Annotated in this window: 12 protein-coding genes; 8 read left to right on the forward strand and 4 right to left on the reverse strand. The window is 63.1% G+C overall.

Features of this window, described 5'->3' with window-relative positions:
• Positions 1-43: 43 nt before the first annotated feature.
• Positions 44-940: an energy transducer TonB gene (locus tag QRN22_RS06655; RefSeq protein ID WP_042552454.1), complete on the reverse strand. Its 897-nt coding sequence runs from the start codon at positions 938-940 to the stop codon at positions 44-46.
• Between the two features lie 160 nt (positions 941-1,100).
• Entirely contained in the window at positions 1,101-2,063 is a 963-nt protein-coding gene (gene gshB / locus QRN22_RS06660; protein ID WP_042552453.1) for a glutathione synthase, read from the reverse strand.
• Positions 2,064-2,293: 230 nt separating this feature from the next.
• On the opposite strand from gshB, the gene pilG reads away from it, so the two are divergent.
• The 8 genes from pilG to QRN22_RS06700 all read left to right on the forward strand — a co-directional run bounded on the left by pilG (position 2,294) and on the right by QRN22_RS06700 (position 15,859).
• A complete protein-coding gene (gene pilG / locus QRN22_RS06665; RefSeq protein ID WP_042552452.1) occupies positions 2,294-2,701 on the forward strand; it encodes a twitching motility response regulator PilG in 408 nt (135 codons plus the stop codon).
• A 49-nt stretch (positions 2,702-2,750) separates the two neighbouring features.
• Entirely contained in the window at positions 2,751-3,116 is a 366-nt protein-coding gene (gene pilH / locus QRN22_RS06670; RefSeq protein ID WP_042552451.1) for a twitching motility response regulator PilH, read from the forward strand.
• A 42-nt stretch (positions 3,117-3,158) separates the two neighbouring features.
• Positions 3,159-3,695: a chemotaxis protein CheW gene (locus QRN22_RS06675; protein ID WP_042552450.1), complete on the forward strand. Its 537-nt coding sequence runs from the start codon at positions 3,159-3,161 to the stop codon at positions 3,693-3,695.
• A gap of 85 nt (positions 3,696-3,780) precedes the next feature.
• Positions 3,781-5,829, forward strand: a complete 2,049-nt coding sequence (locus tag QRN22_RS06680) for a methyl-accepting chemotaxis protein (protein WP_042552449.1) — start codon at positions 3,781-3,783, stop codon at positions 5,827-5,829.
• Positions 5,830-5,897: 68 nt separating this feature from the next.
• Positions 5,898-6,746: a CheR family methyltransferase gene (locus QRN22_RS06685; RefSeq protein WP_042552524.1), complete on the forward strand. Its 849-nt coding sequence runs from the start codon at positions 5,898-5,900 to the stop codon at positions 6,744-6,746.
• 14 nt (positions 6,747-6,760) lie between these two features.
• A complete protein-coding gene (locus QRN22_RS06690; RefSeq protein ID WP_042552448.1) occupies positions 6,761-14,323 on the forward strand; it encodes an Hpt domain-containing protein in 7,563 nt (2,520 codons plus the stop codon).
• On the forward strand, positions 14,320-15,339 hold the full coding sequence (locus QRN22_RS06695) for a chemotaxis protein CheB (RefSeq protein WP_042552523.1): 1,020 nt from the start codon (positions 14,320-14,322) through the stop codon (positions 15,337-15,339). Before QRN22_RS06690 ends, QRN22_RS06695 begins: the two co-directional genes overlap by 4 nt.
• A gap of 49 nt (positions 15,340-15,388) precedes the next feature.
• Positions 15,389-15,859 (forward strand): chemotaxis protein CheW, encoded by a 471-nt coding sequence (locus QRN22_RS06700; protein ID WP_042552447.1) that lies wholly within the window; start codon positions 15,389-15,391, stop codon positions 15,857-15,859.
• 86 nt (positions 15,860-15,945) lie between these two features.
• Here QRN22_RS06700 and QRN22_RS06705 read toward each other — a convergent pair whose 3' ends face one another.
• Positions 15,946-16,470, reverse strand: a complete 525-nt coding sequence (locus tag QRN22_RS06705) for a cytochrome b (RefSeq protein WP_042552446.1) — start codon at positions 16,468-16,470, stop codon at positions 15,946-15,948.
• A 181-nt stretch (positions 16,471-16,651) separates the two neighbouring features.
• Positions 16,652-17,371, reverse strand: a complete 720-nt coding sequence (locus QRN22_RS06710; protein WP_042552445.1) for a 16S rRNA (uracil(1498)-N(3))-methyltransferase — start codon at positions 17,369-17,371, stop codon at positions 16,652-16,654.
• Between the last annotated feature and the right edge of the window lie 347 nt (positions 17,372-17,718).

Here is a 17,718-nt window from a genome sequence, read left to right on the forward strand (position 1 = left end):
CGTTCGTCTCGCGGTCGAATTGTTGCAGCACGAGCCTGCTTCTTCAGTTGCTCGACAGGCGGTCGCCACGCTCGAAGCGCCAGGTACGGATGATCTCCAGGCGGTCGATGTCCGCCAGGTCGCCAGCGAACGGTGCATAAGGGGCCGCGAGGCGGACGATACGCATGGCGGCCTGGTCGAGTACCTGCTCGCCAGAGGATTCGAGTACCAGCACCTCATACAGACTGCCGTCTCGGTTGATCGATACCAGGAGCCGCAGGCTGCCGTAGATCTGCCGACGTCGGGCGTCGTCCGGGTAGTTCAGGTTGCCGACGCGTTCGACCTTCTTGCGCCACTCGTCCTTGTACCAGGCACCCTTGTCGCGCATGGTCGAGGCGGCGTTGAGGCGATGAATCTTCGGTCGTTTGGCGTACTGCTGCACCTCGTTGGCCAGCTCCGCTTCCAGGCTGGCGATTTCCGCAGACAGTTGTGCGCTATCGAATGCCGGGGCGGTAGGGGCTGGGGGCGTAGGTTTGGTCTCTTCGCGCTTGGCGGGCGCTTTCTGAGCCTGTGGCGCCCTGGTGGTGACGACCGCTTTGGGCGCCTCCGGTTTTACCGCGGGCGGCGGTGGGGCAGCCGCGGGCGTAACCTTGCGGACTTCGGTGTCCTGAAAGGGCGCCTGTTCCGTGGTGGTCGGCGCTGCTTTCTTATCCAGGGTGCCGCTGCCCTGCTGGTTGTCCTGGGCGAGGAAGTCCGCTTCCTTGGGCTTTTCATCGCTCTTGAAGGTGGACAGGGTGATTTCCAGTGTCTTGCTGATCTGCCCTGGCTCGACGAAAGAGAAGCCCACGCCGAGGATCAGCGCTGCGTGCAGCACGGCCGCGAGAAACAGGGTGAACCCCAGGCGATCCGCCGGGCGAACGCCGGAGGCGGTGACATCGGGTGGGGTAGTTGCTGCGTTCATCGGTCTTCGGTCGTCAGAGTCTGTCAACGGTCGGTGCGGCTGTGCTGGAGCGTCAGCAGCCCCTCAGGGCTGGTTTCGTTTCAGCGCAAACCACAGGGCCATGCCGGGTGGGCACGGCCTCTGGATTGCCGCGCAGTCTGCCGAGGCGTCCGAGAAAAGTCTATGAAGCACTCCGCGCATTGAGCTTTTCGGCAATCTTGTCCATCAACTGTTCGCCAATGCGTGTATCGAAGGCTGCATCGATCTCGCGAATGCAGGTCGGGCTGGTGACGTTGATCTCGGTGAGGCGGTCGCCAATCACGTCCAGGCCGACGAACAGCAGGCCTCGCTCACGCAGGCTCGGGCCGACTGCCGCAGCGATTTCGCGGTCGCGATCGGTCAGTGGACGAGCTTCGCCACGGCCGCCTGCAGCCAGGTTGCCACGGGTTTCGCCGCTGGCGGGAATGCGTGCCAGGCAGTAAGGCACCGGTTCACCGTCTATCATCAGAATACGTTTGTCGCCGTCGAGAATGGCCGGCAGATAACGCTGCGCCATGATCTGTTGACTACCATGAGCGGTAAGGGCTTCGAGAATCACCGACAGGTTCGGGTCACCTTCGCGGTGACGAAAGATCATCGAACCACCCATGCCATCGAGGGGTTTGAGAATGATGTCACGGTGCTGTCGCGCAAAATCGCGCAGAATGTCGGGTCTGCGGCTGACAATCGTCTCCGGCGTGAACGTCGGAAAGCGGGTGGCGAAGAATTTCTCGTTGCAGTCGCGCAGGCTTTGCGGTCGGTTGACCACCAGGGTGCCGGCTTCTTCGGCCTGCTCGAGCAGGTAAGTTGAATAGACGAATTCGTTATCAAAGGGCGGATCCTTGCGCATCAGGATCACATCCAGTTCGGCAAGCGGCAGGTCCTGCTCTTCGCCGAGCTCGAACCAGCGTTGCGGATCTGCGAATACGTGAAGGGGGCGTGTGCGGCCCCGGGCGACACCAGCGGCCTGGTAGAGATCCTTCTGTTCCATATAGAAGAGGCTCCAGCCGCGGGCCTGGGCAGCCAGCAACATGGCCAGCGAGCTGTCCTTCTTGTAGGAAATCTGCGCGATGGGATCCATGACGATGCCGAGCCGAACGCTCATTGAAGTATCTCCGTGAAGGGCGGTTGAAAATACCGCCGCAAAGGTAGCGGGGGTCAGCGCCAAGGGTGGCGCTGACAGGGCTGGTGGTCAAGGGAAACCGGGCTGATGGCTTGCATGGGGAGAGTGTGCTAAAAAGGCCCAGCGATGGGCCGGGCCCAATGGTTTCAGGGCTTTCGGCACACTGGAAATGGCGTAACACAACGACTCACCGAAGTGGTGGCAGGGCAGACATGGAACAGCAATCCGAAGGTTTGAGGGTGATGGTGATCGACGATTCGAAAACGATTCGTCGTACAGCGGAAACCTTGCTGAAAAAGGTGGGTTGCGAGGTGATCACTGCGGTGGACGGCTTCGATGCTCTGGCAAAGATCGCCGATACCCATCCGAACATCATTTTCGTCGACATCATGATGCCGCGTCTCGATGGCTATCAGACCTGCGCCTTGATCAAGAACAACAGCGCCTTCAAATCCACGCCAGTTATCATGCTGTCGTCCAAGGATGGCCTGTTCGATAAAGCCAAGGGCCGTATCGTGGGTTCTGATCAATATTTGACCAAACCATTCAGCAAGGAAGAGCTGCTCGGCGCGATCAAGACCCATGTCCCGGAGTTCTCTCCGGTCGAACAGGCATCCTGACGTCCGGCTGACGCCACAGACGCCTCCTCTTTATGTATTGGGAAACATCATGGCTCGAATTCTGATTGTTGATGACTCGCCGACCGAAATGTACAAGCTGACCGCCATGTTGGAAAAACACGGGCACCAGGTACTCAAGGCCGAAAACGGTGCTGATGGTGTCGCTTTGGCGCGCCAGGAAAAGCCCGACGCTGTATTGATGGACATCGTCATGCCTGGCCTCAATGGCTTCCAGGCGACCCGGCAGCTGACCAAGGATGCCGAGACCAACCATATTCCGGTGATCATCGTCACCACCAAGGATCAGGAAACCGACAAGGTCTGGGGCAAACGCCAGGGCGCCAAGGATTACCTGACCAAGCCGGTGGATGAAGCCACTCTGCTGAAAACCCTGAACGCGGTGCTGGCCGGCTGACGCCGGACCGCATCGCAGCACAAGAAGAAGGTCACGGCAGGCATGTCAGAGACACGCACCCCTTTTCAGATTCTTCTCGGCATCGAGCAGCGCTGCCGTGCGGTGGCGGCTGGTCTGCCATCGCAGAAAGTGGCGGTACAGACCTGGAGCGGGATTGGTTTTCGCATGGGCGAACGGTTGTTCGTCGCACCGATGGGAGAGGTCGGTGAAGTCCTGCACGAACCACGGCATACCCTGCTGCCCGGCGTGAAGAGCTGGGTCAAGGGTGTGGCCAACGTGCGCGGGCGATTGCTGCCGGTCATGGATCTGTGCGGTTTTTTCGGCAGTGAACTGTCACCGCTGCGCAAGCAGCGGCGCGTGCTGGTCGTCGATCATCAGGATGTCTTCGCTGGCCTCACGGTCGACGAGGTATTCGGCATGCAGCACTTCGCGGTGGATACCTTCTCCGAGCAGCTGCCACCGCTCGAGTCGGCCATTCAGCCGTTCATTCATGGTGTGTTTCAGCGCGAGCAGCCATGGCTGGTGTTCAGCCCTCACGCGCTGGCACAGGCTCCAGAGTTTATCGACGTTGCGTTTTGAGAGCTTTTCGGTGGGGGCGGCGTAGCCAGCCTTCTGATGTTATATGGAATTCGTAGTGCTGTAGGGTCCAGGCGGGGGCCAGAAGATGAAAAGAGAAACCTCAAACAATGTGCTGGCGGGGACACGAGTTGGTGCCCTCGTAGCGGGGCTGTTCGTCGTCCTGATCATTTCGATCGTGATGCTGTTCGCCAACTTCGCGTATGTGAATACGCAAAGTAACTACGACACCGAGTACATCGGTCACGCTGGCGAGCTGCGCGTGCTGTCCCAGCGTATCTCCAAGGACGCCACCGAAGCGGCTGCGGGTACGCCTGCCGCCTTCGCCCTGCTGCGCGACGCGCGTAACGATTTCCAGGAGCGCTGGGCGTACCTCACCGACGGTAACGCGCAGAGCGGCTTGCCCGCTGCGCCTGCCGCCGTGCAGGAACAGATGGCTGCCGTGCAACAGGACTGGGACGGCCTGCGGCAGAATGCCGATGCCATCCTGGCCAGCGAGCAGACCGTTCTGTCGCTGCACCAGGTTGCCGCCACGCTGGCGGAAACCATTCCGCAACTGCAGGTCGAGTACGAAGAAGTGGTCGACATCCTGCTGGAAAGCGGCGCGCCGGCTGCCCAGGTTTCGGTTGCCCAGCGCCAGTCGCTGCTCGCCGAACGGATTCTCGGCTCGGTGAACAAGGTCCTCGCCGGTGACCAGGATTCGGTTCAGGCCGCCGACATGTTCGGTCGTGATGCCAGCCTGTTCGGTCGCGTACTGAGCGCCATGCAGGAAGGCAACGCGGCGATGGAAATCGCCAAGGTGAGCGACCAGGAAGCCCTCGAGCGCCTGGCGGAAATTTCCGAGCTGTTCGAATTCGTTTCCGGTTCCGTGGACGAGATTCTGGAAACCTCGCCTGAGCTGTTCCAGGTTCGTGAATCGGCCAACACCATCTTCACCCTGTCGCAGACGCTGCTGGACAAAGCCTCCACTCTGTCCGAAGGCTTCGAAGGCCTGGCTGCCGGTCGTTCGCTGAACACCGTCGCCGGTTACCTGCTGGGTGCCCTGGCGCTGGGTTCGATTCTGATCATCGGCCTGGTGATGGTGCGTGAGACAAACCGCCGTCTCGCCGAAACCGCCGAGAAGAACGAGCGTAACCAGACTGCGATTCTGCGTCTGCTCGATGAGATCGCCGACCTCGCCGACGGTGACCTGACGGTGGCCGCGACGGTAACCGAGGACTTCACCGGTGCCATCGCCGACTCCATCAACTACTCCATCGACCAGCTGCGTGACCTGGTAGCCACGATCAACCTGACCGCCGTTCAGGTAGCTGGCGCTGCCCAGGAAACCCAGGCCACGGCCATGCACCTGGCCGAGGCTTCCGAGCACCAGGCTCAGGAAATCGCCGGTGCTTCCGCGGCGATCAACGAAATGGCCGTGTCGATTGACCAGGTATCGGCGAACGCCTCGGAGTCCTCCGCGGTAGCGGAGCGTTCCGTAGCCATCGCCAACAAGGGCAACGAAGTCGTACACAACACCATCACCGGCATGGATAACATCCGTGAGCAGATCCAGGACACCTCGAAGCGGATCAAACGCCTCGGTGAATCGTCCCAGGAGATCGGTGACATCGTAAGCCTCATCAACGACATCGCCGACCAGACCAACATCCTCGCACTGAACGCCGCGATCCAGGCCTCCATGGCCGGTGACGCAGGCCGAGGCTTCGCCGTGGTAGCGGACGAGGTACAGCGCCTCGCAGAACGTTCCTCGGGCGCGACCAAGCAGATCGAGGCACTGGTAAAGACCATTCAGACCGACACCAACGAAGCCGTTATCTCCATGGAGCAGACCACCTCCGAAGTGGTACGTGGTGCTCGACTGGCACAGGATGCGGGTGTGGCACTGGAAGAGATCGAGAAGGTATCCAAGACCCTCGCGGCGCTCATCCAGAACATTTCCAACGCTGCACGTCAGCAGGCTTCGTCCGCTGGCCACATCTCCAACACCATGAACGTGATTCAGGAGATCACCTCGCAGACGTCGTCCGGTACCACGGCCACCGCCAAGAGCATTGGTAACCTGGCCAAGATGGCCAGTGAAATGCGTCATTCGGTATCCGGTTTCACCCTGCCACAAGACGGCGAGCAGGCCTGATCGACTGCCGGGCGGCGCATTGAACGATGCGCTGCGCGGCAGACGCAGGCGTGAGCGAGGTGCACGACATGCAGTCAGGCGTCTGGGCCCTGCAACCGTTGGCGGACATGTCCGCCACGGAGTTCCGTGACTGGCAACAGTTGCTGGAATCACGGCTCGGCATGGTGCTCAACGAGCAGCGCCGGATCTTCCTGCAGACCAACCTCAGCACGCGCATGCGCGAACTGGGCATCAGTGATTACGCCAGCTATTACCGGCAGGTCACCGATGGCCCGCGCGGGGCGGTGGAATGGGCGAATCTGCTGGATCGGCTGACCGTGCAGGAAACCCGCTTCTACCGGCATCCGCCCTCGTTCGAGGTGTACGAAGCCTACGTCGCCCGCCGCGACGAACAGGGGCTGGATGCACCTCTGGCGATCTGGAGCGTGGGTTGCTCCAGTGGTGAAGAACCCTACTCGCTGGCCATTGGCGCCAGCGAGGTACTGGGTGCTGAGGGGTTGTTCGGTGTCACCGGCACCGATATCAGCCGCAGTGCCCTGAGCAAGGCGCGAGATGGTCTGTACGACGTGCGCCGTTTGCAACAGATGGATGAAAGCCTGCGCGAACGCTACTTCCAGCAGCAGGCCGATGGACGCTTCAAGGTGTTACCAGGGCTGGCTGCGCGAGTGTGCTGCGCCAAGCTCAATGTGCTGGAGTTGGACAAAGCGCCAATGACCGGCATGGACGTTATTTTTTGCCAGAACTTGCTGATTTACTTTCGTCGCTGGCGGCGCCGCGAGATCCTCAACCGCCTGGCCGAGTGCCTGGCGCCTGGGGGCTTGCTGGTGGTCGGAGTGGGTGAGGTGGTCGGTTGGCAGCACCCGGACATGCTTCCGGTCGCCGATGAGCGAGTGCTGGCGTATACCCGCAAGGGCTAAGAAACGGAGTGTGTATGGGTGATCGGCACGACTATGTCGCCCTGGAGTGGGTCAAGGGCGAAATCGCGGAAACCCTGAAGCAGGCGCGACAGGCTCTGGAGGCGTTCGTCGAGAATCCGCAGGATTCGACACGCATGCGTTTCTGCCAGACCTATGTGCATCAGGTTCACGGCACCCTGCAGATGGTCGAGTTCTTCGGCGCGGCATTGCTCGCCGAGGAAATGGAGCACCTGTCCCAGGCGCTGATCGATGGTCGCGTGGCCAATCAGGGCGAGGCGCTGGAAGTGCTGATGCAGGCGATCCTGCAACTGCCTATCTATCTGGATCGCATCCAGACCGCCCGCCGCGATCTGCCGATGGTCGTGCTGCCGTTGCTCAACGACCTGCGCGCTGCGCGGGGCGAGAAGCTGCTGTCGGAAACCAGCCTGTTCTCTCCCGATCTGTCCGCCCGCGCCTCCGCTCTTTCGCCTGAGTCGCTGACCCAACTGCGTACCGCCGAGCTGCCAGCCTTGCTGCGCAAGCTTCGGCAGATGCTGCAGGTCGCGCTGGTCGGGGTCATCCGCCAGCAGGATCTGGGCACCAACCTTGGCTACATGGCGCGGGTTTTCGCGCGCCTGGAAACCCTGTGCAAGGATTCGCCCCTCGAGTCGCTCTGGCAGATCGCATCGGGCGTGGTCGAAGGGCTGTCCAATGGCAGCGTGGCCAACGGTACGTCCGTACGCACGCTGTTGCGCCAGGTCGACAAGGAACTCAAGCGTCTGACCGAGCAGGGCGCCGATGGCATCAACCAGCCGGCGCCTGACGAACTCACCAAGAACCTGCTGTTCTATGTCGCCAAGGCGTCGCCACAGTCACCGCGCAACCGCGTGCTGCGAGATCGCTACAGCCTCGACGACGCGCTGCCTGATCATGATGTGGTCGACGAGGAACGCGCTCGCCTGGCTGGTCCTGACCGCGATGCGATGCGCTCGGTGGTTGGCGCGCTGTGCGAAGAACTGGTTAGGGTCAAGGACAGCCTCGACCTGTTCGTGCGTAGCGACCGTGCCAAGGTTGCAGATCTCGAGGCGCTGCTGGTGCCTCTCAAGCAGATCGCCGATACCCTCGCCGTGCTCGGCTTCGCCCAGCCGCGCAAGGTCATCGTCGACCAGCTCGATGTCGTGCGTGCCCTGGCGCAAGGTGCTCAGGAACCCAGCGATGCGGTGCTGATGGACGTGGCCGGTGCGCTGCTTTACGTCGAGGCCACACTGACCGGCATGGTCGGCCAGAACGACAGCGGCAAGCGTGAGGAAAGCCACCTGCCGACCACCGACGTGGGGCAGATTCACCAGCTGGTGATCAAGGAAGCGCGCAATGGCCTCGAACAGGCCAAGGACGCGATCATCGAATTCATCGCTTCGCAATGGAACCACGAGCACCTGGCCCGCGTGCCGGAACTCCTGACCCAGGTGCGTGGCGGGTTGGCAATGATCCCTCTGGATCGCGCCGCCGCTCTGCTCAACGCCTGCAACCGCTACATCCAGGAGCAACTGCTGGCCCGCAAGGCGGTGCCGAACTGGCAGAACCTCGATACCCTGGCCGACGCCATCACCAGCGTCGAGTACTACCTGGAGCGCCTCTCCGAGGATCACGCGACTCAGGGCGACCTGATTCTCGATGTCGCCGAGGAAAGTCTCGCGGCACTCGGCTATCCGCTGCAGGAAAAACCGTCGATTCTCGATGCCGCATCGTTCGACGAAGAGCCCGCGCCGCTGGATGACCCGCTGCACGATATCGATGTGCTGGCCGCGCCGGTTCTCGACAGTGTCGTTGAAGAGTCCGCACCGCGTAGCGATGAAGCGCCGCTCGCCGAGGCGCTTCCAGCCGATGAGCCAGCGCTCGAGCTTGGCGACCCCGACACGGCTTTTACTGCTGACGACAGCTCATCGGTGGCCGACGACAGCTGGCCGCAGAGTGATGACGCCCAGCCCCAGGCGCCGCTTGCCGCCGAGCCCGAGGCGGCTTGGTCTTCAGCCGCGCAAACTGCCGATACCGAAGAGCAGGATCATCCCCACGCCGATGCACAGGCATCGGTGGCCGATGACAGCTGGCCGCAGGACAACGGCGAGTTGCCTCGGACCGTGCTCTCTGCCGAACCCGAGACGGCGCCGCCGACCATCGATCTTGGCGATCTGGATGAAGATCCTTACGCCGATGCGAAGGCCTCGATCGCCGACGACAGCTGGTCGCTGGACGACAGCGACCTGCTCGTCGACGAGCCAGACCGCTCGCCTTTGACCCTGGATGACGCGGCGCTTTCCGCAGCCGAGCCTGTGGATCTTGGTGAACTCGACGCCCTGTCTGGCACGGATCGCAAGCCGTCGCTGGCCGATGATGGTTGGTCTTTCGATCTCGACGAGCAATCGTCCGGCCTGTCGCAAACGCCTGACCTGCAGCAGCCACAGGGCGCGGCAGAGGATACGCTGTGGTCGCTCGAGGAACTGGAGACTCGCCTCGATCTGGTCGATATCGACCGTCCAGCCAATGAGCTGCCCGCTTTGGATCTGCCTTCAGAGGGCTTCGAAGAGCAGCCGCTGGAGCTCGAATCGCTGGATCTCGATACCGACACTGACGTGCAGTGGGACGACGTCGATCTGGCCGATCTGCAACTGCCGGAAGTCGAATTGCCCGGTATGCCCGAGCCTGCCGTGCTCGAGGCGCCTGCCGCGGACAAAGCCATTTCCATGGCCGACGTGATGGCCGCTCCGGTGCAGGCGATCAATCCGCCAGCGCTGGACGTGCCGCCAAGCCTGCTGCCGCCGCCTGCCGACGAAGAACCTATCGATGAAGAGCTGCGTGAAGTCTTTATCGAAGAAGCGGGCGAAGTTCTGGAAACCATCGCCGAGTTCCTGCCGCGCTGGTGCGCCGATACCGAGGACCGGGAAGCGCTGATCGAAGTGCGTCGTGCCTTCCACACCCTCAAGGGCAGTGGCCGCATGGTACGTGCGCTGGTCATCGGCGAGCTGGGCTGGTCGATAGAGAACCTGCTCAACCGCGTGCTCGACCGCAGCATCCAGCCGGGTGCCGAGGTCCAGCAGGTCATCGGTCAGGTCGTCGCTCTGATGCCTGAGCTGGTCGATGAGTTCGCCGCTCAAGCCCAGCGTCAGCGTGATGACGTGGACCGCCTGGCCGCCGACGCGCATGCGCTGGCCAAGGGGCTTAGCCTCCCAAAGCATGACGCCCCGGCTGCCGCGGTAGCCGAGCCCGCGGGCGAGATCGAGGCTGCCGCTGCCGTTGTCGATGAAAGCGAGGTGCTGGATCCGCAGTTGCTGGAGATTTTCCGCAACGAGGCGGAAACCCACCTCGAAACCCTGTCCGCGTTTCTCGATGACTGCGCACGGGAGCTGCCGCAGCCGGTGACCGATGACCTGCAGCGTGCCCTGCATACGCTCAAGGGCAGTGCCTACATGGCCGGCATCCTGCCAATGGCCGAAGTCGCTGCGCCGCTGGAGAAGATGGTCAAGGAGTTCAAGGCCAACCTGCTGCCGCTGGATCTAGCCGAAGCCGAAGTGCTGGTCGAAGCCCAGGCGCTGTTCCGTCAGGGGCTGGCGCAGCTGGAAAGCGATCCGTTGCGGCCGCTTCCCGGTACCGAGGCATACCTGGAGCGCGTGCAGCAGTTGCATGACAAGCGTATCCAGCATGCCGAGAGCCAGCGCCAGGATGTACCGGGCGAAAGCCGCGATCCGCAGCTGATCAGCATCTTCCTCGCCGAAGGCATGGATATCCTGCTGGATGCCGAAGATTTGTTGCGCCGCTGGCGCGAGCACCCCTCCGAACGTCAGGAGCTCAGTGCGCTGCTGGAGGAGCTGACGACCCTCGGCCGCGGTGCGGAAATGGCCGAACTTCCGCAGATCGACGAGCTGTGCGAGGCACTGCTCGATCTTTACGGTGCGGTGGAAGACGGCAGCCTGGCGGTCAGCGAGCGTTTCTTCGATGAGGCCGAGCAGGCCCACGAAGCCCTGGTCAGCATGATGGATCAGGTCGCGGCCGGCCTCGAGGTCAGTGCCAGCCCCGAACGCGTCGCCGCGTTGCGGGCCCTGTTCGATGAAGCGCTCGATCCCGCCAAGCTGGCACTGCTCTCTGGAGACGTGCCCGGTTTGCAAGTGGTCGAGCTCGATGAAGCCACCCGTGCTCTGGAAGAATCTCTGGGCGTCGATGCGGCCAATGACGAGAGCAGCGATTCGACACTGCCAGTCGATGCAGCCGACGACGAACTGGTGTCCATCTTCCTCGAAGAAGCCGTGGACATTCTCGACAGCGCCGGTCTGGCCCTGGAACGCTGGTTGGCGGAGCCGGACAATCGTACCGCGCTGTCTTCACTGCAACGTGACCTGCACACCCTCAAGGGCGGGGCGAACATGGCCGGGGTGGTGCCGATCGGCGAGTTGGCCCATGAGCTCGAAGCGCTTTACGAGGGGCTGGTAGATCGTCGCTATGGCGTATCGCCCTTCGTCACCGACAGCCTGCAGCAGGGCCATGCCCTGCTGGTCAGCATGCTCAACAGCCTGCAGCAGCGCCAACCCGCGCAGCATGCGGATGAGCTGGTCACGGCGATTCGTCAGTTCCGCCAGCGTGGCGGGCAGGACGAGCTGGCCGTGGAGACGCATGTGCCGCCGTCGCCAGAGCCGCTCGATGCGTTCGAACCGCAGCCTGAAGACACTGCGCCGATCGAGCCCTACGACGCGCCGCTCATCGAGCCATTGAACATGGCTGACAACGTCCAGCCCGCAGAGCCGCTGCAGCCTCAGCAAGCTGCGGTGAGCGACGATCGTGATCCGGAACTGGTGGAAATCTTCCTCGAAGAGGGTTTCGACATCATCGACAGTGCCGGCGCGGCGCTGTCGCACTGGATGGATGACGTCGACAACAGCCTCGACCTGGAATCGCTGCAGCGCGATCTGCACACCCTCAAGGGTGGTGCGCGGATGGCCGAAATCCGCGAGATCGGTGACCTGGCCCACGAACTGGAGTTCCTCTACGAGGATCTCGGCAATGGCCGTCTGCGCGCCAGCCCCATGCTCTTCGAGCTGTTGCAGGCCTGCCATGACCGCCTGGCGGAGATGCTCGATGCGGTGCGTGCCCATCGCCCTGTACCCGGTGGCGACGAGTTGATCGAAACCATCCGCCGCTTGCGCGCCAACCCCGACGAGCAGCTCAGCATGCCCACCGCGGTACCGTTGCGTGCGGTTCACGACGAGGCGTTTGATAACGAGGAGGACATTCTCGATATCTTCCTCGAAGAAGCAGACGAATTGCTCGAAGCGATGGAAGCAGGCATCGGTCGTTGGGAAGAGCGCCGTGACGACACGGGCGCCATCGATGAATTGCTGCGTGTGCTGCACACCCTCAAGGGCGGTGCACGCCTCGCCGGGCAAAAACACCTGGGTGACCAGAGCCACGACCTGGAACAGCACCTCACCGAAGCCCAGATCCAGGGTGCGCCCTGGCCGGAAAGCCTCTACCTCGACGTGCAATCCGGTTTCGAGGGGCTGCAGAAGAGCCTCGACGAGTTGCGCCTGCGTTTGCAGCAACAGCCTGTGGATGAGCGCCCCGCGGAGCCGGAGCAAGCCCCCGTTCGTGCGGTGACCTCCATCGTTGCCGCCAGTGAGCAGCCTGTCGCGCACGCCCAGCATCGCGTGCTGCCTTTCGTGCAGCGTGCCGAGGCGGCAGCTGAAGAAGCGGCCTCTCGCCGTGCGCCGCAGGAGCTGGTCAAGGTGCCGGCGGATCTGCTCGAAGGCCTGGTCAACCTGGCGGGTGAGACTTCGATCTTCCGTGGGCGTGTCGAACAGCAGGTCAGTGACTTCGGCTTCACGCTCAGCGAGATGGAAGCCACCATCGACCGCGTGCGTGATCAGTTGCGCCGTCTCGATACCGAGACCCAGGCGCAGATTCTCAGCCGTTATCAGGCCGAGGCGGAGCGCGCTGGCTACGAAGATTTCGACCCACTGGAAATGGACCGCCATTCTCAGCTGCAGCAGTTGTCGCGAGCCCTCTTCGAGTCGGCTTCCGACTTGCTGGATCTGAAGGAAACCCTGGCGTCGCGTAACCGCGATGCGGAAACCCTGCTGCTGCAGCAGGCGCGGGTCAATACCGAGTTGCAGGAAGGGCTGATGCGTACGCGCATGGTGCCTTTCGATCGTCTGGTGCCACGCCTGCGGCGTATCGTTCGTCAGGTCGCCAGCGAACTGGGCAAGCAGGTCGAGTTCATCGTCGGCAACGCCGATGGCGAGATGGACCGCACGGTGCTGGAACGTATCGTCGCACCGCTCGAACACATGCTGCGCAACGCCGTCGACCATGGCATCGAGAGCACGGCTGCACGCCGCGATGCCGGCAAGCCGGAGCAGGGCAGCATCCGCCTTGGCCTGTCCCGCGAGGGCGGCGACATCGTGCTGACCCTCAGCGACGATGGCGCCGGTATCAACCTCGACGCCGTCCGTCGCAAGGCCATCGAACGCGGCCTGATGGACGCCGGTGCCGATCTCAGCGAACACGAGATTCTGCAGTTCATCCTCGAGGCCGGTTTTTCCACTGCCGAAAAGGTCACGCAGATTTCCGGGCGTGGCGTCGGCATGGATGTGGTCAACGCCGAGGTCAAGCAACTCGGTGGTTCCATGAGCATCGACTCGGTCGCTGGTCAGGGCACCACGTTCCGCATCCGTCTGCCGTTCACCGTATCGGTCAACCGCGCGCTGATGGTGCTCTCCGGCGAAGATCTGTACGCCATCCCGCTGAACACCATCGAAGGTATCGTGCGGGTTTCGCCCTATGAACTGGAGGCCTACTACGGTCCGGACGCGCCGCGTTTCGAGTATGCCGGCCAGGCCTACGAGTTGCGTTACCTGGGTGACCTGCTGAACAACGGTCAGCATCCCAAGCTGGTTGGCCAGAGCCTGCCGTTGCCGGTGATCCTGGTTCGCTCCAGCGAGCACACGGTGGCGGTGCAGGTGGACTCGCTGGCCGGTTCGCGGGAGATCGTGGTGAAGAGCCTGGGGCCGCAGTTCGCTGCGGTGCACGGTATCTCCGGCGCGACCATCCTCGGCGACGGCCGCGTGGTGGTGATTCTCGACCTGCTGGCGACCATCCGTGAGCTGCATGCGCATCTGCAGTATCAGGTTCGTCCACGACTGTCCGCCGACGCTGGCGCGGCGCTCGAGGCCGAAGTGGAGCGTCCGACCCTGGTCATGGTGGTGGATGACTCGGTGACCGTACGCAAGGTCACCAGCCGACTGCTGGAGCGTAACGGCATGAACGTGCTGACCGCCAAGGATGGGGTCGACGCCATCGCCCAGCTTCAGGAACATCGCCCGGACATCATGCTGCTGGACATCGAGATGCCGCGCATGGACGGTTTCGAAGTCGCCAACCTGATCCGTCACGATGAAGGGCTGAAGGATTTGCCGATCATCATGATCACCTCGCGTACCGGTGAGAAGCACCGTGAGCGCGCCGTGAGCATCGGCGTCAACGAATACCTCGGCAAGCCCTACCAGGAGTCGCTGTTGCTGAGCGCCATCGAAAAATGGGCGAAACGCCCATGAGCGAACAGAGCGCAGCACGCATTGCCGTGATCGCCGACACCTCGCTGCAGCGCCACGTGCTGCAGCAGGCGTTGAGCAGCAACGGTTATCAGGTGGTACTCAACAGTGATCCGGCGCGGCTCGATGACGCTGCGCTGCAGGCCTGCGAGGCCGAGCTGTGGCTGGTCGACCTGGCTCAGTCCGATGATCTGCCGCTGATCGATGCCTTGATGGAAGACTCCAGGGTGCCAGTGCTGTTCGGCGAGGGCCATGCGCCCGAGCGCAGTTCAGAGCATTACCCGCGCTGGGAGCGGCGTCTGGTCGGCAAACTGAAAAAACTGGTTGGAGATCCGGCTCTGGCGGCAGGCGCAAGCCTGGAGGGTGTGCTCGCCGAGGCGCAACGCCCCGGGCGCGTCGAGCTACCGGCGGTGCTGGCCAATACCCCATTGCAAGTCGGCGAGCCCGCCAAGCAGGTGTGGTTGCTGGCGGCATCTCTGGGGGGGCCAGCGGCGGTGAAAGCTTTTCTCGATGCCCTGCCTGGCGGTTTGCCGGTGGGGTTTCTGTACGCCCAGCATATCGATCCCAGCTTCGAGACGACGCTGCCTCAGGCAGTGGGTCGGCACAGCCAGTGGCGTGTCGGCACCGTGCGCGATGGCGACAGCGTACGTTGCGGTGAGGTGGTCGTGGTGCCGGTCAGCAACGAGCTGGCTTTCGCCGACGACGGAGCCCTGCAGGTCACGGCACGGGCCTGGCCCGAACCCTACAGCCCGTCGATCGACCAGATGATGCTCAACCTGGCGCAGCGCTATGCAGCGTGCAGCGGCGTCATCGCGTTCAGCGGCATGGGCAGCGACGGCAGTGCGGCCGCTGCCTACGTGAAGCGTCAGGGCGGGGTGATCTGGACGCAGCGCGCCGATAGCTGCGTGTGTTCGAGCATGCCTGACAGCCTGCGCGAGGGCGGTTACAGCAGCTTCAGCGCCGATCCACGCGAGCTGGCCGCTGCGCTGGTCGACCATCTCGCCGAGCAGTGCCGCTGACCACGTGTGCCTTTCTTCCAATGAATTCGCTGCATAACAGGATGTCTTCATGAGCCAAGCCGTCGTTACCCAGAACAGCGTCAGCAGCCTAACCGGTCTGGTCGTGCCGCTGGCCGATCGCACGCTGCTGCTGCCCAACGTGGCCGTGGCCGAGCTGATTCCCTACCGTGCCCCGCCAGCGATGGCTGGCCTGCCTGACTGGTTTCTCGGTCAGGTAGCCTGGCGTGACCTGCGCCTGCCACTGCTGTCTTTCGAGGCGGCCTCGGGCGGCCAGGCGGCAGTGGGGGACGGGGCCCGTATCGCCATCCTCAATGCCCTCGGTGGGCGCCCGAACGTCAAGTTCATCGCCTTGTTGGTGCAGGGCATTCCTCGCTCGCTGCGCGTTGCCGAGGACCTGCCGCGTGCGGATGTGCCGCTGGCCGCCCTGGAGCTTGCAGCGGTGAAGGTGGATGATGCGGTGCTGCGCATCCCCGATCTGGAAGGGCTGGAGCAATTGCTGGCCGATGCCGAGCTGATCTGAGTCGTCAGCTCATCGAGTGAACTGCGCTCGCGTGAGCGTGCGCTCCCGAACCGCTTGGCCTTGGCGTGTGTTCAACTCTCGGGGCTTCAGTCGCGACGCGGCAGCATCGCTCTGAGCACCCCGTCGCGCAGCCGATAGTGGTGCCAGAGCGCCATGAACGTGTGCCCCAGAATCAGTGCGAACAGCAGGTACTTGGCCGTCAGGTGAAACTGGCGGGCAAGTGCTCTTGCGCCATCGGAAAGTGGCAACGGGTCGATTTGCACCAGCCAGAACAGCTCCACCGGGCGTCTGCCGAACAGCAGGCCGCTCAACGGCATCAGCAGCAACAACAGGTAGAGCGCTATGTGGCCGGCCTTGGCGGCGCGGCGCTGCCAGATCGCACTGTCGCGCAGCAGGTGCGGGGCACCGTGGCGGGCGCGTACCAGCAAGCGCGCCACGGTGAGCAGGAGAATCGTCAGGCCCAGGGACTTGTGCAGCGTGAACACGCCACCAGTGCCGCCCAGCAAGTCCGCGACCAGATCCTGGCCATAGGGCAGAAACAGCGTGCAGAGCACCAGCAGGGCGGTAAGCCAGTGCAGGCCGATCTGGGTGCTCGAATAGCGATGCTTCATGGTTCCGCCTCTCATCAGGCACCTGCTGCGTGCCAGCTCTCAGCGCGCGATCATACCCATTTGGCCAGACGTTTTTTGTGGTTTTGTCGTCATTGATTGATAGCGGCTGTAGGCCCGTTCTGTCAAAGAAACAGTCCGGTTTTCGACGAGTTCACGTGCAAAACCCTCACCCATTGCGGGCTCAGAAATCGCCCCAGAGGTGCTGGGCTACCGCCAGCGCTGCCACCGGCGCGGTTTCCGTGCGCAGCACGCGCGGACCCAGGCGCGCGGCATGGAAACCGGCGCCCTGTGCCTGTTCCACCTCTGCGTCGCTCAGGCCACCCTCAGGGCCGATCAGAAATGCCAGGGATCCTGGTCGGGCATGGCTGGTCAGCGGTTCGGCGACCGGATGCAGCACCAGTTTCAGGTCGGCCTGGCTTTGCTGCAGCCACTCGTCCAAAGGGATGGGCGCATTGATCAGCGGTATCACCGAGCGTCCGCATTGCTCGCAGGCGCTGATCGCCACCTGCCGCCAGTGCGCCATGCGCTTGTCGGCGCGTTCATCCTTCAGGCGCACCTCGCAGCGGGCGCTGACGATCGGACTGATCACCTGGGCGCCCAGCTCGGTGGCTTTCTGGATGGCCCAATCCATGCGCTCACCGCGAGACAGGCCCTGGCCCAGATGAATGTGCAGAGGCGACTCGGCCTGCCCGTCGAGCGGCTCACGCAGTTCGACACGTACGCTCTTCTTGCCGACCTCGATCAGTTCACCGCGAAACTCCTGGCCGCTGCCATCGAACAGTTGCACCGCATCGCCCGCAGCATGGCGCAGCACGCGGCCGATGTAGTGGGCCTGGGCCTCCGGCAGCTCGTGCTGACCGAGGGAAAGAGGGGCATCGATGAAGAAACGGGAAAGGCGCATGGCGGTAACGGGTATGGCTAAGGGTGGCCAAGCATAACCGGGTGGCGTTTTTTCTGCAGGCCGTCAGGGCGTTTGCACATCGCTGCAGGCCATGCTGAGACGGTCGTGCGCCTCTACGACGGCGGCCTTCTGGCATCGAGGGTTGCGGTGATACGCCCATAACCCATAGGGTAAAAAAAGAACGGCTCTGCTCCCGGGCTGCATTCCCGGGGCGCTTCAACACGGCAGGGCTGGTTAAGGGGTGGGTGGCTCACTCGTACGCACGTCAGGCTGGGGAGACCTGTTGCCGTGCATCGTCGTGGGCGCTGCAGCCTGCCCCGATCCAAGGGCGGAGTATCCGCCGTCAC

The sequence above is a fragment of the Pseudomonas sp. MEJ086 genome (assembly GCF_030209025.1).
GTDB lineage: Bacteria > Pseudomonadota > Gammaproteobacteria > Pseudomonadales > Pseudomonadaceae > Aquipseudomonas > Aquipseudomonas fulva_A.

What these genes read in the sequence shown, in the direction of transcription:
- QRN22_RS06655 (WP_042552454.1), bottom strand. Translation starts at nt 940, where the DNA reads ATGAACGCAGCAACTACCCCACCCGATGTCACCGCCTCCGGCGTTCGC.
- gshB (WP_042552453.1), bottom strand. Translation starts at nt 2,063, where the DNA reads ATGAGCGTTCGGCTCGGCATCGTCATGGATCCCATCGCGCAGATTTCC.
- pilG (WP_042552452.1), top strand. Translation starts at nt 2,294, where the DNA reads ATGGAACAGCAATCCGAAGGTTTGAGGGTGATGGTGATCGACGATTCG.
- pilH (WP_042552451.1), top strand. Translation starts at nt 2,751, where the DNA reads ATGGCTCGAATTCTGATTGTTGATGACTCGCCGACCGAAATGTACAAG.
- QRN22_RS06675 (WP_042552450.1), top strand. Translation starts at nt 3,159, where the DNA reads ATGTCAGAGACACGCACCCCTTTTCAGATTCTTCTCGGCATCGAGCAG.
- QRN22_RS06680 (WP_042552449.1), top strand. Translation starts at nt 3,781, where the DNA reads ATGAAAAGAGAAACCTCAAACAATGTGCTGGCGGGGACACGAGTTGGT.
- QRN22_RS06685 (WP_042552524.1), top strand. Translation starts at nt 5,898, where the DNA reads ATGCAGTCAGGCGTCTGGGCCCTGCAACCGTTGGCGGACATGTCCGCC.
- QRN22_RS06690 (WP_042552448.1), top strand. Translation starts at nt 6,761, where the DNA reads ATGGGTGATCGGCACGACTATGTCGCCCTGGAGTGGGTCAAGGGCGAA.
- QRN22_RS06695 (WP_042552523.1), top strand. Translation starts at nt 14,320, where the DNA reads ATGAGCGAACAGAGCGCAGCACGCATTGCCGTGATCGCCGACACCTCG.
- QRN22_RS06700 (WP_042552447.1), top strand. Translation starts at nt 15,389, where the DNA reads ATGAGCCAAGCCGTCGTTACCCAGAACAGCGTCAGCAGCCTAACCGGT.
- QRN22_RS06705 (WP_042552446.1), bottom strand. Translation starts at nt 16,470, where the DNA reads ATGAAGCATCGCTATTCGAGCACCCAGATCGGCCTGCACTGGCTTACC.
- QRN22_RS06710 (WP_042552445.1), bottom strand. Translation starts at nt 17,371, where the DNA reads ATGCGCCTTTCCCGTTTCTTCATCGATGCCCCTCTTTCCCTCGGTCAG.